General features: G+C 48.6%; 14 protein-coding genes. 6 read left to right on the forward strand and 8 right to left on the reverse strand.

The window, feature by feature from the left end; genetic code table 11:
- The first annotated feature begins 30 nt into the window (after window positions 1-30).
- Window positions 31-2,859, forward strand: a complete 2,829-nt coding sequence (locus KFF03_RS12210; protein ID WP_255857200.1) for an insulinase family protein — start codon at window positions 31-33, stop codon at window positions 2,857-2,859.
- 76 nt (window positions 2,860-2,935) lie between these two features.
- Here KFF03_RS12210 and KFF03_RS12215 read toward each other — a convergent pair whose 3' ends face one another.
- Window positions 2,936-3,253 (reverse strand): hypothetical protein, encoded by a 318-nt coding sequence (locus tag KFF03_RS12215; RefSeq protein WP_255857201.1) that lies wholly within the window; start codon window positions 3,251-3,253, stop codon window positions 2,936-2,938.
- A gap of 150 nt (window positions 3,254-3,403) precedes the next feature.
- Here KFF03_RS12215 and KFF03_RS12220 point away from each other — a divergent pair, with 150 nt between their 5' ends.
- The 5 genes from KFF03_RS12220 to KFF03_RS12240 are packed head-to-tail and all read left to right on the forward strand — an operon-like array spanning window position 3,404 to window position 6,335.
- Complete coding sequence (locus KFF03_RS12220; RefSeq protein WP_255857202.1) at window positions 3,404-3,679, forward strand: DUF2282 domain-containing protein; 276 nt, start codon at window positions 3,404-3,406, stop codon at window positions 3,677-3,679.
- Window positions 3,679-4,554: a DUF692 domain-containing protein gene (locus KFF03_RS12225; RefSeq protein ID WP_255857203.1), complete on the forward strand. Its 876-nt coding sequence runs from the start codon at window positions 3,679-3,681 to the stop codon at window positions 4,552-4,554. The genes KFF03_RS12220 and KFF03_RS12225 overlap by 1 nt, the downstream gene beginning before the upstream one ends.
- The gene (locus KFF03_RS12230) at window positions 4,551-5,219 is read left to right on the forward strand and encodes a putative DNA-binding domain-containing protein (protein WP_255857204.1); all 669 of its coding nucleotides are present in this window, start codon (window positions 4,551-4,553) and stop codon (window positions 5,217-5,219) included. Before KFF03_RS12225 ends, KFF03_RS12230 begins: the two co-directional genes overlap by 4 nt.
- On the forward strand, window positions 5,216-5,710 hold the full coding sequence (locus tag KFF03_RS12235) for an RNA polymerase sigma factor (protein ID WP_255857205.1): 495 nt from the start codon (window positions 5,216-5,218) through the stop codon (window positions 5,708-5,710). Before KFF03_RS12230 ends, KFF03_RS12235 begins: the two co-directional genes overlap by 4 nt.
- A 1-nt stretch (window position 5,711) precedes the next feature.
- Window positions 5,712-6,335, forward strand: a complete 624-nt coding sequence (locus KFF03_RS12240) for a hypothetical protein (RefSeq protein WP_255857206.1) — start codon at window positions 5,712-5,714, stop codon at window positions 6,333-6,335.
- A gap of 53 nt (window positions 6,336-6,388) precedes the next feature.
- Here the strand turns inward: KFF03_RS12240 and KFF03_RS12245 are convergent, their stop codons facing one another.
- The 7 genes from KFF03_RS12245 to KFF03_RS12275 all read right to left on the reverse strand — a co-directional run bounded on the left by KFF03_RS12245 (window position 6,389) and on the right by KFF03_RS12275 (window position 13,895).
- Window positions 6,389-8,203: a TIGR03545 family protein gene (locus KFF03_RS12245; RefSeq protein WP_255857207.1), complete on the reverse strand. Its 1,815-nt coding sequence runs from the start codon at window positions 8,201-8,203 to the stop codon at window positions 6,389-6,391.
- Window positions 8,204-8,213: 10 nt separating this feature from the next.
- Window positions 8,214-8,720 carry a TIGR03546 family protein gene (locus KFF03_RS12250; RefSeq protein ID WP_255857208.1) on the reverse strand — a complete coding sequence of 169 codons (507 nt, stop codon included), beginning with the start codon at window positions 8,718-8,720 and terminating at the stop codon, window positions 8,214-8,216.
- Between the two features lie 87 nt (window positions 8,721-8,807).
- Window positions 8,808-9,680, reverse strand: a complete 873-nt coding sequence (locus KFF03_RS12255) for a DMT family transporter (protein ID WP_255857209.1) — start codon at window positions 9,678-9,680, stop codon at window positions 8,808-8,810.
- A gap of 77 nt (window positions 9,681-9,757) precedes the next feature.
- The gene (locus KFF03_RS12260) at window positions 9,758-10,594 is read right to left on the reverse strand and encodes an HDOD domain-containing protein (protein WP_255857210.1); all 837 of its coding nucleotides are present in this window, start codon (window positions 10,592-10,594) and stop codon (window positions 9,758-9,760) included.
- 202 nt (window positions 10,595-10,796) lie between these two features.
- Window positions 10,797-11,240: a DUF4124 domain-containing protein gene (locus KFF03_RS12265; RefSeq protein ID WP_255857211.1), complete on the reverse strand. Its 444-nt coding sequence runs from the start codon at window positions 11,238-11,240 to the stop codon at window positions 10,797-10,799.
- A 12-nt stretch (window positions 11,241-11,252) separates the two neighbouring features.
- Entirely contained in the window at window positions 11,253-12,998 is a 1,746-nt protein-coding gene (recJ, locus tag KFF03_RS12270; protein WP_255857212.1) for a single-stranded-DNA-specific exonuclease RecJ, read from the reverse strand.
- Between the two features lie 36 nt (window positions 12,999-13,034).
- Window positions 13,035-13,895, reverse strand: coding sequence for a DNA ligase (locus KFF03_RS12275; RefSeq protein ID WP_255857213.1), 861 nt, complete (start codon window positions 13,893-13,895; stop codon window positions 13,035-13,037).
- Window positions 13,896-14,037: the final 142 nt, after the last annotated feature.

Genomic DNA, 14,037 nt, shown 5'->3' on the forward strand with positions numbered 1-14,037 from the left:
TAACAATAAACCTTACGGAAAGGAGCTGGCATGTTGTCACCTCGTTACTGGACTTTTTTACTCATCGTATTTGCAGCGATTGTTTTTTCTATGTACCAACGCCTTGATCAACCCGAGCTGATCGTCAGCCCGTCAGACCCTTATCAATATCGTTATCTGGAACTGGATAACGGGCTGAAAACGCTGCTGGTTTCGACCCCTGACGCGGATAAAGCCGCAGCAGCGGTTTCGGTTTCAGTGGGCAGTGGCGATGATCCGGAAGGACGTGAAGGCCTGGCGCATTTTTTAGAGCACATGCTGTTTTTAGGAACCGAGCCTTACCCGGAAGCGGGTGACTACCAGGCTTATATTTCCCGTAATGGTGGCTCGCACAATGCCTTTACAGCCAACAGCCAGACCACTTATTTCTTTGAGGTCAATAACACTGCAATGGAAGGCGCACTGGATCGTTTTGCGCCTTTCTTTATTTCCCCAACGTTTGACGCACAATACGTCGAGCGTGAAAAAAATGCGGTTCATGCTGAATATAAGTCCAAATACAAAGATGACTTCCGCCGTATTTTTTCCGCTGAAAAACAAGCAATGAACCCGGCTCATCCGTTTGCCTCCTTCTCAACCGGCAACCTGGACACGCTGGCCGATCGCGATGGCAGCAATATTCGTGATGAATTATTGGATTTTTATGCCAAGCATTATTCATCCGATAAAATGACATTGGTACTGGCGGGTAATTATTCTCTGGAGCAACTGGAACAGTGGGCGGTTTCACATTTTAATGCCGTTCCACAACAACAAACCACAAAACAACCACAACCAGTGCCGTTATTCACCGAAGGGCAACTGCCGTTAGATCTGAATATTGAGCCGGTGAAAGAAATTCGTCGTCTGCAATTTACCTTTCCGTTACCAGCATCAAAACATTTATATGCCTACAAACCGATTCAGGTCATCAGCAGCCTGATTGGTCATGAAGGCGAAGGCAGCTTGTTAGCCTTCCTGAAACAACGTGGCTGGGCAGAAGGTTTAAGTGCCGGTCGCTCCATGGCCAGTGATCATGAAACCACCATGGTGGTACAGGTCAGCCTGACACAAAAAGGCTTGTTATATACCGATCAGATTACCCTGGCACTGATGCATTATATTGATCTGATGAAGCAGGCACCGCTGCCTGAATACATCAGCCAGGAGCAGGCGAACCTGAGTGAGCTGGCGTTCCGCTTCCAGGAGCAAAGCCGTTTATCCGATTATGTCGTTCGCCTGAGCAGCAACTTGCTGGTCTACCAACCGCATGACGTGATTTACGGTGACTACAAGTGGCAACCAATCAGCCAGCCAACCATTAAACCGTTCCTGGATGCATTAACAGCCGATAACATGCTGCGCACACTGATTGCGCCCAACGTTACCACCGAAATTGTCGACCCCTGGTACGGCACCAACATTCGCTTGCGTCCAAGTACCTTCCCGTCACTGGAATTAACCACCAGTGGTCTGGACACCATGCATCTGCCACAGGCCAACCCGTTTATACCGGAAAACCTGGAATTACAGGCAGACGTTGTCACAGAAAAACCGCTGGCACTGATCAATGAAGCTGAGCGTGCGGTGTGGTATTACGCCGAACCGGATTTTAAACAACCAAAATCGCATGTCCGTGTGTTGCTGCAACAGCCTGATATCCAGAACAGTGCGCGCCAGCGTGTGTTAGCGCGCTTATATACCCGCACCGTTAATGAAGCGTTAAATACTTATAGTTACCCGGCTGCCATCGCCGGGCTGAGTTACAACCTCAGTGTTTCTGGTCAGGGCCTGTTATTACACATTGGTGGCTATCAGGATAAGCTGCCGGAATTGTTGCAACGTGTGTTAACAGAAATGCAGCAGGCGCAGTTAAACGACGATGAATTTATTCGTTATAAAAACTCACTGCAGCGTGCGCTGGAAAACCAGTTAAAAGGCAAACCCTATCAACGCTCGCTGGAAGAGCTGAAACACTGGTTGTACCAACCCGCATTCAGCCCACAACAATTGTTAGCCGAACTGGAAAACGTCACCCGTGCAGATGTCGAGTCGTTTGCCGCCGGCTTCTCTGACAAAATGGCACACCAGCTGTATTTACACGGTCATTTGTCACAGGCTCAGGCACGAGATATGGCTGATAAGGTTCAGGCAGCCTTCCCGGCCAACCATGCGCTGTTGACACCGGCCAAAGTCCGCAAAGCACCCGCCGGGCAACACCAGCAACCGGTGCAGGTTGATCATCAGGACACGGCATTCACCTTGTACGTTCAGGGTGCAGACACATCAGATCGCAGCCGTGCCGCCATGAGCCTGATGGGACAAGTGTTGTCAGCCCCGTATTACCAATATATGCGCACCGAACAACAGTTGGGATACATTGTGTTTGCCACGCCGTACCCACAACAAACCGTACCGGCTCTGGCCTTTATTGTGCAGTCACCGGAAGCCAGCCCGGAGAAAATTTTTGCGCACTCACAAACCTTCTTTAAACAGTTTGCTGAGACATTAACCACTATGTCGCAAGAAGAGTTTGTTAATTTTCAGAATGGGTTAATTAACCTGTTACTGGAAAAGCCCAAAAATATGGCTGAAAAAGCCAGCCGTTTCTGGCGTGACCTGGGAGATCAGCGTTACAGCTTTGACTCCATGCCTGCTATCGCTGAACAGGTCAAACAGCTAACGTTAGAAGACATTCAGGCGCTCTACCAATCAGCCATTATCGACCAGCAACAGCCTTGGTTATTATTTGTGAATGGTGGCGAGCTCGAAGATATCAAACCGCTCTCTGAGGTTGATCGTGAAGCTGCTGCGTTATTTAACTTGGGAACATCCGAATAACCCTCTTGCCACATAGATGGCATAAAAAAACCGGCAGCTGTAAAACAGCTTCCGGTTTTTTTATGGTTTTTTTAAATCAACTTTCAGGAACTTGAGTATTCACCGGATTAATGTCCAACAAATAATGTCCATAAACTCGTTTTTCATTCAGATCAATGACAACCACCATCGCCAGCCCCTGATACTGACTGTTAATTAACACATGCTCATACAGGTCGCCCATACGATATACATGGCTCACCTGCCCTTCACGGCAATCTGCCACACCAAAATCTTCAGCCGGGATCGACTCAACATAAGTCCAGAAATCCGCCGGCGGCTCTCCGTCGTTTACTCGTTGTGGCTGCGAACGGGTAGCGTCAAATTCTTCTTTGCTTAATAAACGGGTCTGCACAACATTACCTCTTTGCACTGATATCAGGCGTACCAAAACTAAAAAACGAATAGTAATGCGCATTGCCTCGCAATCAAAGCACCGGCTGAGTCGTCTTTGTATGTAAGCCCATCAATTCGTGGGTGCCATCACCATTTGAGGACAACAACAATGAATCATAAACAACTGGTCTCTGCGACCTTAATCGGCCTTGGAACTCTCAGCGCTGCCAGTGCCCATGCGGTACCAGATGCTCCACAAGCCTGGGAAAAATGTGCGGGCATTGCTAAAGCGGGCATGAATGATTGTGGCGCCCTCGATGGCTCCCATGGCTGTGCGGGCCAGGCCAAACTCGACAATCTGGACATCGAATGGGTTTATGTTCCCAAAGGTACCTGCGAAAAAATTACTGGTGGACAGGTCGCAAAAGTAAAACCTGCGAAATAATGACCATGGTATCAGCCAATCTTGCAGAGGGCGTGGGCTTAGGCCTGCGCACCCCTCATCTGGACGTTATATTGCAGCAAAAGCCCGCCGTTGCCTGGTTTGAGGTTCATATCTGTAATTTCCTCAATGCTCCGTTGAACCAGTATTATCTGCGTCAAATCGCTGAACATTACCCCCTCAGTTTTCATGGTGTCAGCCTGAACCTGGGAGGAACCGACCCTCTTAACAAACATTACCTGACAGCACTGAAGCAGGTGATTCATGATTACCAGCCAGCACTGGTGTCAGAGCACGCCTGTTTTACAGCTCATAATGGCCAACACTTTCACGACTTATTACCCGTTCCTTACACCACGGAAGCCATCCATCATTTTGCCAGCCGAATTCATCAGGTTCAGGAAGCGTTTGGCCGCCAGATCCTGATCGAAAATGTATCACGTTACAGCGTCTATCCAGAAAGCAACTACAGCGAAGCACAGTTTATAGCCGAGCTCTGCCAACGCACGGGGTGTGGGGTGTTGATGGACTTAAACAATCTGTACGTTAACCAACAAAATTTTCCGCACGACCCACAACATTCCCTGCAGCACGTGATGAGTGAGATACCCGCACAAGCGATTGGTGAGATTCATTTAGCAGGTCATTCACAACAGGATGATTATCTGGTGGATACACACGGCAATGCCGTTAGCGATCCGGTTTGGCAGTTATGGGCTGACTTTATTGACCATTGGCAAAAAACCGGAACCAGCAGCCTACCACCTTGTCTGATTGAGTGGGACAACAATCTGCCATCGTTTGGAGTGCTATTGGAGCAACAACAACGCGCTCAATACATTGCAGAGCAACGCTGTTTGTATGGAGAATCGGCATGACACAAGCGACCTCTCAGCCTCTGTTATGCAATGCTGCCAGTAATGGAGACCCGCGAGGTTATCACCATTTGCTCGAACAGTTTTGTCACCACATTCTGCAACAACATCCAATCTACCGTAATAATCAGCTGGCGGGGCATATCCAGGCTTTGGTTAATAATTACCCGCTAACGCATCATTTATGTGGCGAAGAATTATTTTATCCTTTGGCTCAGCAATACATTATCCATCACGACAGACAACATCGGCACCGACACCAACACCAACACCAACAACGCTGGGACATTAATCAGTTTGGTAATGGTTTCTGCGATTGGTTAGCACAGCAACAATTTGGCCCTAAAGCCAATGAAAAAGACTGGCTGTTATTGGCCGATATCGCTCAGGTCGAATACCACATTCTGGGATTTTATTATCAGATTACCCCGACGTATCAGGCCAACGATACTGTATTACCTTTTAGGCTAACCCATGCTGATCAGATTTTTCCGGGGTTAAAACATTTTCATCCACAACTAACCTTCCCCGTCCAGGCCCTGACACAGGTAAAGACACAAGCCAACGCTAAAAACGAGTTTGTGATGACTTGTGAAACCAACTGCGATCAGTCGTCTGGTTTCACGATACAGATACATCACAATCGAGCAGGCTGGGGTCATTCATGAGTCGTCTTAACCGCACTGAATTACAAAGCCTGTTTCAATACGCCATGGTGTTAACCCAGCACCATGACAACGCCAAAGACTTATTACAAAGCGCGGTTGAAAGTTATTTACGCGAATTACAATCGGGAAACGCCGTTAAACAAAAAATGGCTTATATCAGGCAGTCAATTCGTCACCGTTATATTGACCGCTATCGCCACCAGCAACGCTGGCAGGAAGATACTTTTGAGGAACAATCGTCCTACGATATTTCTCCACTCAATCTCGAAGCATTACATATCAATCAAGAGTTATTACAACAAATATGGGCAACATTAAGTACAACAGAGCGAGAGATTTTATATCACTGGGCTGTACTGGGGTTAAGTACCGATGAAGCGTGTGAGCAACTGAATATGCCACGAGGTACTTTTTTGTCGAAAATTCATCGTTTGCGTAAACGTTGCCAACCCTTGATGGCTGACGACTCATCGCAGGGAGGGTCCTATTGATATGACCACTTCATCAACACCACCGGGAGACTTTAAACAAAGCGTGAAGGAAATATGCCAGCAGCCTGAATTGAATCCTCAGGAACTGGATGATCTGTTGCATTATCAGAATACCCTTCTGCAGCCTGCCCCTTCATGGCAACAACGACTGAAATCACCTATGGCAGGATGGTTGGCCTCAGTATTACTGATCCTCGGTATCATGCTGTATCACCTGCAGCCACAAGATTATCGCCAGGAAATCGCTTATGAAGTGGTCAAAAACCACCTGAAATTAAAACCACTGGATATCCAGACCAATCGCCTGAAAGAGCTGCAGGCGTATTTTACTCAGCTGGACTTTTCCCCCAGTCGATCCAATATTCTGGAACAGAAAATGAAGCTGGCGGATAAATATATGTTAGGCGGACGCTATTGCTCGATTAAAGGAGTGACAGCAGCACAGCTTCGTTATCAGACACCGGATTTACACACCTTTTACCAGGTACCCTACAATCCCAAATTGCATGGAGATATTCCGGATGTGAGTCAGCAACAAATGCCAGACACATTACAAGTAAACGGGCTTGAGGTTCAGTTGTGGCGAGAAAACGGGCTATTAATGGTATTGGTCGGAGAAGGATAACGCAGCTGCTATGCGGGCAGCTCCCCGGATAGATTCCGGAGAGCTGTGGTTCATCAAAAGAAGCTTTTCAGCTTATCGTTTAATTTGTTTTCTAATTCCTTTTCTTGTTTTTTCAGCTCTTTATCGGCTTTGGCTTTTTGCTGTGCCTGATAATCATCCAACTGCTTTTCAGCCATTTGAGTCAGCTGCTCTGTTTTGTCATCCAGAGAACCATCCAGTTGATTCAACGCTTTCAGGTCATCGGCGTAATCCCCCAGATATGACTGCATCTTGTCATCCAGGCGCGATTGCAACTTAGCTTCCAGCTCACCTTGTTTTTTTTTCAGGCGCTGCTTAAAGGCTTTATTCAGTTTGCGATCCAGATCTGAGCCAAATTTCACCTCTGGAGAGGTTAGCTCGCCTGTCGCACTGGACTCAATCGTGAACTGATCGATACTTGCCAGAGCCCGCAACATTTCTTTAGCAAACTGGGTTTTTCCCTGACCCGCAAATTGCGTCTGGCCCAGTTGAGCATCGGCTTTGGCTTGTAGTTGGTCGCCGGAAACCAGCGCCAGGCCTTGTACCTGAACCAGTGCAGACTCAATTTCTGCCCCAGCAACGCCCAGATTAACACCTTTCAGGTTCCAGTCTTTCATATCCAGCGTCACGCTGTCTTTGCCCGGAGCCTGACGGTGGTCCAACGTTGCTTCAATAGCCAGCCCCTGAATATCCGTTAACGCTTCTCCCTGAATAACCACCAGCGTAGGGCGGCCTAAAACAGCCTGCTGGTGTGTCACGTCCGTTGCCTCGATTAACATCTGACCACCCAGCATCGGTGCACTTAAATGCGCCTTACGAATCAAAAACTCTGGCCAGGGATCATTCGATGGGAAATGAATAAAACGGCCCGTACCTCGTTGCGGCTCAATTTCTTCAACTTCCGCTTCACCACTTTCACTCCCATCGCTGGCTAAGTAGGGTTTGATTTTTTCATACCAGTACAGTGTTTTTTCAGCCCACTGGCCGGCCTCTTCACCAAACAATAAAGCACTCACATTGGTGGCACCACTGGCGTTAAACTGATACTTATTCTGAATGGATTCCAGGTCCTGACCCGGCGCCGCTTTTAATGCCGATAATTTTTCCGACAAGTCACGACGTGCATCAGAAATTGCCTGTTTTGCAGCAACAACAGCTTTTTTGTCCTGTTTAAACTGCTTTTTCAGTTGATCAAATTTTTTCTTGCGCTGATTAAAGTCTTCCAGTGATTTAATATCACCGGAGGTCAATACTTCCAGCTCACGCTGATAACGCGCCAGTGCCTCGGCATCGGGAACAGCAGCTGTGGCCTGCTCAACCTGTTGTTTACGGCTTTCAAACGCCTGCTGAACATCACGTCCAGCCTGCTCGGTTTTTAATGACTCACGAGCCAGAATTTCATCAACACTCGGCAACTTAGCAATCGATGGCTCCTCAGCCTGAGTCTCGGCTTCCTCGTCAACGGCTTCTTCCTCAGCAACTTTCTCCAGCGCGCCGGATTCGGTACGCGGCGTATTAAATTGCAGGTTGTCGACACTCAGCTCTCTGACAATGCTTTTACCCAGCAACAGCGGAGCCAGCTCAAGCTCAGCGACGGCTTGATCAAACTGCAACAGGTTTTCCATCGGCTTGTCGGCATCCGCGACTTGCAGCTGCTGTAATTCGATACCAAACGGGCTGAACTGCAGACTGACGTCATCAACCGATACCTTGGCACCGGCCAGCTCACTGCCAAAATATTCAATACTGCTTTTGATCAGAGGGCCGGCTGCCAGCATAAAAAACGCGACGATTAAACCAAAAACAACCACAAAACCTGCCAGACCAGACCAGCGAATCCATTGTTTCATAAGTGACTCCTTAGTCGGCCAACGATTGATAGATGTTATAGAATTTACCGGCTTTTAATGCCTGAACAATTTTTAATTTATTCACCCAGGCCAGCAATTTGTCGCGATACATCACAATCAACAAACGCGATACAACCAAGACCGGAATAAACGCAATCATTGCCAGCGTAAAACCACCCATCACCAAGGTGTTGTTAAACGCCATCATGCGCCATAAGTCATTCTGATACAGCTCAGTCCAACTGTCGTATAAAGCTGGCGACTGTAAGATGGTTTCACCCAGTTGTACCGACATTGGATCAATCAGATAGCCAACGCCACTGAATACGGCAACAGCAAGAAAAAACGCGGATAAGTTCACACGCAGAATAAAGGCCAGTAGCAATACCAGAATATTATGCAAGCTGGTAAAAGGCGTCAGGCCAACAATAACGGCTAACGAAAAAGCCAGAGCAATCTGACCGGGAGATGATTCAGAATTGAGCGCCTTAAACAGCTTGGCCAATAAGGTGAGCATAGTTGCGTCCTTGATTAATAATTTTCACAACGCAACTATAAAAGTTATGCCATCAGGTTAAAAGCATCTGACGACAAGCCCTGTGATTCAGGCGGGCTTTTTTACAAAAGTTGATAACACCACACCGGCAATAATGACTGCCATCGCCACAAAGGACTCAACGGCAACGGCCTCCTGTAAAACAACCATACCCATAACCACCGCAATCACCGGAACCAATAATTGATATTGTGCCGCACGATGCACTCCCAACTGCGGCAAAATACGATACCAGAGAAAGTACCCCAGGCCGGATGCTACGCTGCCAGACAACAAGGCCAGCAACCATGGCATCGGGCTCCAGTGCAGCCATTCTTCCAGTAATAACGGAAACAGTGGAATCAGCAATAAACTTGCAGCCACAAACGCCTGCTGAACATCTTCCAGTGCGTTACCCGACGCCTTAGCCATTAATACAAATGTGGTCCAACCCAGTGCTGCAATAAACATCAGGACGGCAGCCAATGGCTCTGGTGCACTGCCCCCGGGCAATAACAATCCTGCCAGGCCCAATAACGAAATCACCACTCCAGCCCATTGCAGCCAGGTTAAACGCCCGCCCTGAATGAATCCGGCAATCTGCATGGCCAGCTGTACCGTTGCAAACAGAATAAAAGCGCCAATACCGGTATCCAATTGGGTATACGCCCAGGAGAAACCCAGCACATAGGTTCCCAGGCCTAAACCCAGATACCAGAAACGCGGCTGTTGTAACTGAGACCTGAGGTTGAGCCGAGAGGAAATTGAAGATGTTTGTTGTTGGCGGGTCAGCACCAGCAATAAGGTCAGGGTCACTGCTCCGGATAACAGACGCACTAACGAAAATACCGCCGGGTCAAACTGATGAACATCCAGCGCCCAGCGACATAAGAGAGAGTTAGCGGCAAATGCCAATAAAACCAGTGATACCTGAAATACCATAAACCCGAACCCGTTAGCTGTCTGTCAGCGCACTGTGAGTATTTTTTTTGCCATTAGTTCAGTCAGCCACCGGAATATCAATGTTGAGCGGTTTCGGCACGTGACATTTGTTGCAATAAATCTTCTTTAATATCCAGATAATCGTATGAATCACAGGCAAGCAAAGCTAACGCACGAACCACCAGCGGTGATAACTCCTCAGAGGAATCAAAATTCCAGTAATTCTGATATTCCTGACTGATGTCCTTGGCCAGCACCAACAACGCGTTAGCCTGCAAAACGCTCTCAGGAACCTCTGCTTTGCCCATCAATGCGGCCTGGGAATGTGCCTGAAGCCTTAATGCGTCAACTAGATCGTCTCCCATATACCATTCTTTTGCTAACTGGCTGGCCAACTGAAAACGATCCAGTTGAAATGCATCCAGCTCAGCCCGACGAATTTTCACCGCATTATCGGTTGGCTGAGCCACGATGCGTTCATCATAGTCAGCAAACTGGGTACGCATTAACGGCACACCAATATTGTGCATCATGCCAAGCGTGTAAGCATTGTCTGGTAACAGGCAGTGTAATCGAGCGGATAATTGCTGACACAAAGTCGCAACTTCAGCGGCAGCATCCCAAAAAGCCTGCCACTGTCCAGATGGATCCACCGCACTGCGCAGCGCAACCGCTCGTACCATATTCGTTACACGTTGCATTCCGAGAATCGCCACCGCGTGAGCTGCAGATTCAATCAGAAACTCACGCCGATATAAGGGGCTATTTACCGCCGCTAATAATACCGTATAGAGCCCAACATCTTTCTTAATCAGCTCAACAATGGCAGAAGGGTCCGGGTCCGGCTGGGATAAAATATCTTGAATCTCTAACAATAAATCTGGGCGCGAAGGGATAAGCAGTTTTGAAGTCATAGCGTCCGTACGAAGTGAGAGTTATTTACAAATTTCTGTATCAGCAACTCTAGTCAAAGAACGGCAGAAAGTCACACCATTTACTTAGATAAAACGGTAAGACATTGAGACAAACCAGACACAATAAATTTATCAAAAAAGATAATAACCCCGTCGTATAACATCAGCTCGCCAGTAACATGCTCAGGCCTGCGAACAGGCTCTAGCCACAGCTCTCTTTTATTTTTCGTTTTTGTTTTTTCAATCGCTCGCGACGCTTATTGAGCGCATTCGGGCTACTGGCCCGATAAAAAGAATTCTGAATCGAACGATAGGCATCACGTGCCGCCCGGCACCTCTCTTCTTGCCTCTGCTGCTGACGCTGTTGTTTTTCCTGCTTTAAACGTCGGGACTTTTTCTGTCGGTAAGCATTCCGCTCTTTTGTTAGCCATGGGCTGCCAGATGACTTGGGCCGATGCGGTATGTGTACCGACTGTGTCTCCTGAGCCGTAGGAACCCGGACCTGTTCAACCGGTGATGTTGTTGTCGTATGCGCTGGCGGTTTATCGGAAAACTGCCAACGCCCATATTCATCCTGCCAGCGATACATTTCTGCATCCGCTGTGCTGACCATAATTGCACCAATAAGCACCAATCCGTAGCGCATAAAATATTCCTTTTAAGGTGTCGAAAACTCCAGGTGACGAATCAACAACTGCACATTCTGCTCACCGCGAAATTCATTCACATCTAATTGAAACGCCGCAACCACAGCGTCATCACGATAATTCGGCCATTGTGTTGGCTCGATATTAAAATAAATAGCATCGATCAACAGCTGACTGTTCAATGGCTGCATCACCAGCTTTAAATGTCGTTCACCAACGATACGCTGCTGAATCAAGCGGAACTCGCCATGAAACAATGGTTCAGGAAATGCCTGCCCCCATGGTCCGGCCCACTTCAACTCCTGCGCCATCGCTAACGTGAAGTCAGACTGGCTCAGCTCACCATCGGACTCAATGACCTGCTGCAACTGCTCCGCTTTCAGGTGTGTGGCACACACCTGATTAAATGCATTGGCAAAGGTGTCATAACCACCGGGATTCAGTGTTAAACCGGCCGCCATCGCATGACCGCCAAACTTCTTGATCACCCCCGGATGGCGTTTATCCACTTCGTCCAGAACATCGCGCATATGCAACCCGGAAATCGACCGGGCAGAGCCTTTTAATTCCGGCAAAGCGCTGTCTTTGTCGTCAGCAAACGCACTGTCGGCAGCAAAAGCAATGACAGGGCGATGCACTTTGTCTTTAATCCGTGATGCCAGAATACCAATCACGCCCTGATGCCAGTCCGGCTGATACAGACACAAGCCCACAGGCAGGTTCTCGCTCTGCTCGAATTGTTTCACATACTGCATCGCCTCATGCTGCATACCTTGCTCAATGTCACGGCGACTGCGGTTCATCTCGTCCAGTTCCTGCGCCATCGACAACGCCAATGACGCGCTGGACGTTAATAAACATTCAATACCCAGCGACATATCATCGAGTCGTCCTGCAGCATTAATGCGTGGCCCGAGAGCAAAACCAAAATCGGACGAAACAACCCGGGATACACTTTTTCCGGCAACTTGTAATAATGCCTGAATACCAGGCTGCACCTGCCCGGCACGAATGCGCCTGAGCCCCTGCTCAACCAGGATGCGATTATTAAAATCCAGCGGTACCACATCGGCGACTGTCGCCAGGGCCACTAAATCCAATAACTGGCCCATATTGGGCGCTTGTTGGTCAGCAAACCAACCCATATCACTCAATCGTGCACGTAATGCCAGCATCACATAAAACACCACCGTACAACCACAAGCCGCTTTCGAGGCAAATTCACAGCCAGGCTGATTAGGATTCACAATGGCTGCGGCAGCGGGTAATTCATCACCGGGCAAATGATGATCTGTGACCAATACCGGAATACCGTGAGCCTGCGCCGCTGCGACACCACTAACCGACGAAATGCCATTATCAACCGTCATAATCAGATCCGGTTGGCGTTGCGCAGCAACCGCCACTAACTCGGGGGATAAGCCGTAACCAAAATCAAACCGGTTGGGTACCAGATAATCGAGATTCTGCGCCCCGAATAAACCCAGAGCACGAATCGCCAAGGCGGTACTGGTGGCACCATCGACATCGAAGTCTCCGACCACTAATAACTTTTTTTGCTCAGTGACAACCGGCACCAACAAATCGACGGCCGCTTCAATCCCTTTGAGTGATTGCCAGGGCAATAAACGGTTCAGCTGAAGCTCAAGCTGGTCATTGGAAGTCACACCGCGAGCGGCATAAATGCGTTGCAGAATCGGGGACACCCCGGATAACTGCGATTGTGAGGGTAACGAGCGCTGAATAATCTGAGTCATCGGGCTAGTTTAACAGGCTTTCATGCGGCACAGGCTTTATTCATCTGGCCGTACGCGCACAAAACGGGCGAACCTGGGTAAGCCGGTATTGGTTAAACCGTTGTAGGAATAAGTCACCTCAGAGCCAATCGCTGGCGGGGTCTGACGCTGGGCATCCGTTAAACCTGAGCCTAAGCGGAATTCACGGCCCTGTTGATCCCGTACAACCAATGCGCCGACCATACCGCGATATTTACCTTCACCGGCAACATAATCAATTACCGTAGCTTCCGCATCATCACGCGGCTTTAATTTGAGTAAGTCCTGACTGCGTTTCACCTGATATAAAGCACGCCCATGGCGTAACATCAGACCTTCACCACCAGCCGCAACAACCTGCTGCAGCCAGTCATTTAACGCGGCTTCGTTGACTACTTTTTTTTGAGTCAGTGCTTTTAGCCAAGGGGTTCCCTGCTCAGCAACCAGAGTTTTCAGCAACCAATAACGTTCATGAAACGGTGCCACCATCTCCGGCAGGTCATACACCATAAATTTGACCTCTCGCCATGATTGATCAACCGGTTGGATCGTTCGCACCAGCGAACTCATTTCCTCAAAACGACCTCGCCCCAGCCAGAGTTCACCATCCAACCGAGTCGTTGGCAGCCCCGCCACAAACCATAACGGTGCAGGAATAACCCGGCCACTGCGAGTGTACAGTTGACGGCCATCCCAATAGGCACGAACCCCATCGAGTTTTTCACTGACATAATATTTACGAACATCAATGCCACTGATGTAATGAGTGGCGAGCATCAAAGGGGGTGGCGCCAGTTGCCCGGAAGCAGCCCAAAGAGGGAACAGTGAAAACAGCAGTGACACAGTGACTAAAGCGGTGACGACAAGATAAGAATGCATGGGTATGTCCTCCCTGACATGCCATGGTCTTGCGCTCTTGAGAGCGCTCAGCGGGTGCTGAAATATTTTGTTCTGTATAACAAAAAATTATCTTGTGATGGCTTGCAAGTATGAGGCAGACGAAATCCATGAAGAATCAGAC

The organism is Bacterioplanoides sp. SCSIO 12839, from assembly GCF_024397975.1.
GTDB lineage: Bacteria > Pseudomonadota > Gammaproteobacteria > Pseudomonadales > Oceanobacteraceae > Bacterioplanoides.

Coding starts and splice junctions, on each gene's coding strand:
- KFF03_RS12275 (WP_255857213.1), bottom strand. CDS start 13,895: ATGCATTCTTATCTTGTCGTCACCGCTTTAGTCACTGTGTCACTGCTG.
- KFF03_RS12220 (WP_255857202.1), top strand. CDS start 3,404: ATGAATCATAAACAACTGGTCTCTGCGACCTTAATCGGCCTTGGAACT.
- KFF03_RS12240 (WP_255857206.1), top strand. CDS start 5,712: ATGACCACTTCATCAACACCACCGGGAGACTTTAAACAAAGCGTGAAG.
- KFF03_RS12255 (WP_255857209.1), bottom strand. CDS start 9,680: ATGGTATTTCAGGTATCACTGGTTTTATTGGCATTTGCCGCTAACTCT.
- KFF03_RS12230 (WP_255857204.1), top strand. CDS start 4,551: ATGACACAAGCGACCTCTCAGCCTCTGTTATGCAATGCTGCCAGTAAT.
- KFF03_RS12235 (WP_255857205.1), top strand. CDS start 5,216: ATGAGTCGTCTTAACCGCACTGAATTACAAAGCCTGTTTCAATACGCC.
- KFF03_RS12225 (WP_255857203.1), top strand. CDS start 3,679: ATGACCATGGTATCAGCCAATCTTGCAGAGGGCGTGGGCTTAGGCCTG.
- recJ (WP_255857212.1), bottom strand. CDS start 12,998: ATGACTCAGATTATTCAGCGCTCGTTACCCTCACAATCGCAGTTATCC.
- KFF03_RS12210 (WP_255857200.1), top strand. CDS start 31: ATGTTGTCACCTCGTTACTGGACTTTTTTACTCATCGTATTTGCAGCG.
- KFF03_RS12245 (WP_255857207.1), bottom strand. CDS start 8,203: ATGAAACAATGGATTCGCTGGTCTGGTCTGGCAGGTTTTGTGGTTGTT.
- KFF03_RS12260 (WP_255857210.1), bottom strand. CDS start 10,594: ATGACTTCAAAACTGCTTATCCCTTCGCGCCCAGATTTATTGTTAGAG.
- KFF03_RS12265 (WP_255857211.1), bottom strand. CDS start 11,240: ATGCGCTACGGATTGGTGCTTATTGGTGCAATTATGGTCAGCACAGCG.
- KFF03_RS12250 (WP_255857208.1), bottom strand. CDS start 8,720: ATGCTCACCTTATTGGCCAAGCTGTTTAAGGCGCTCAATTCTGAATCA.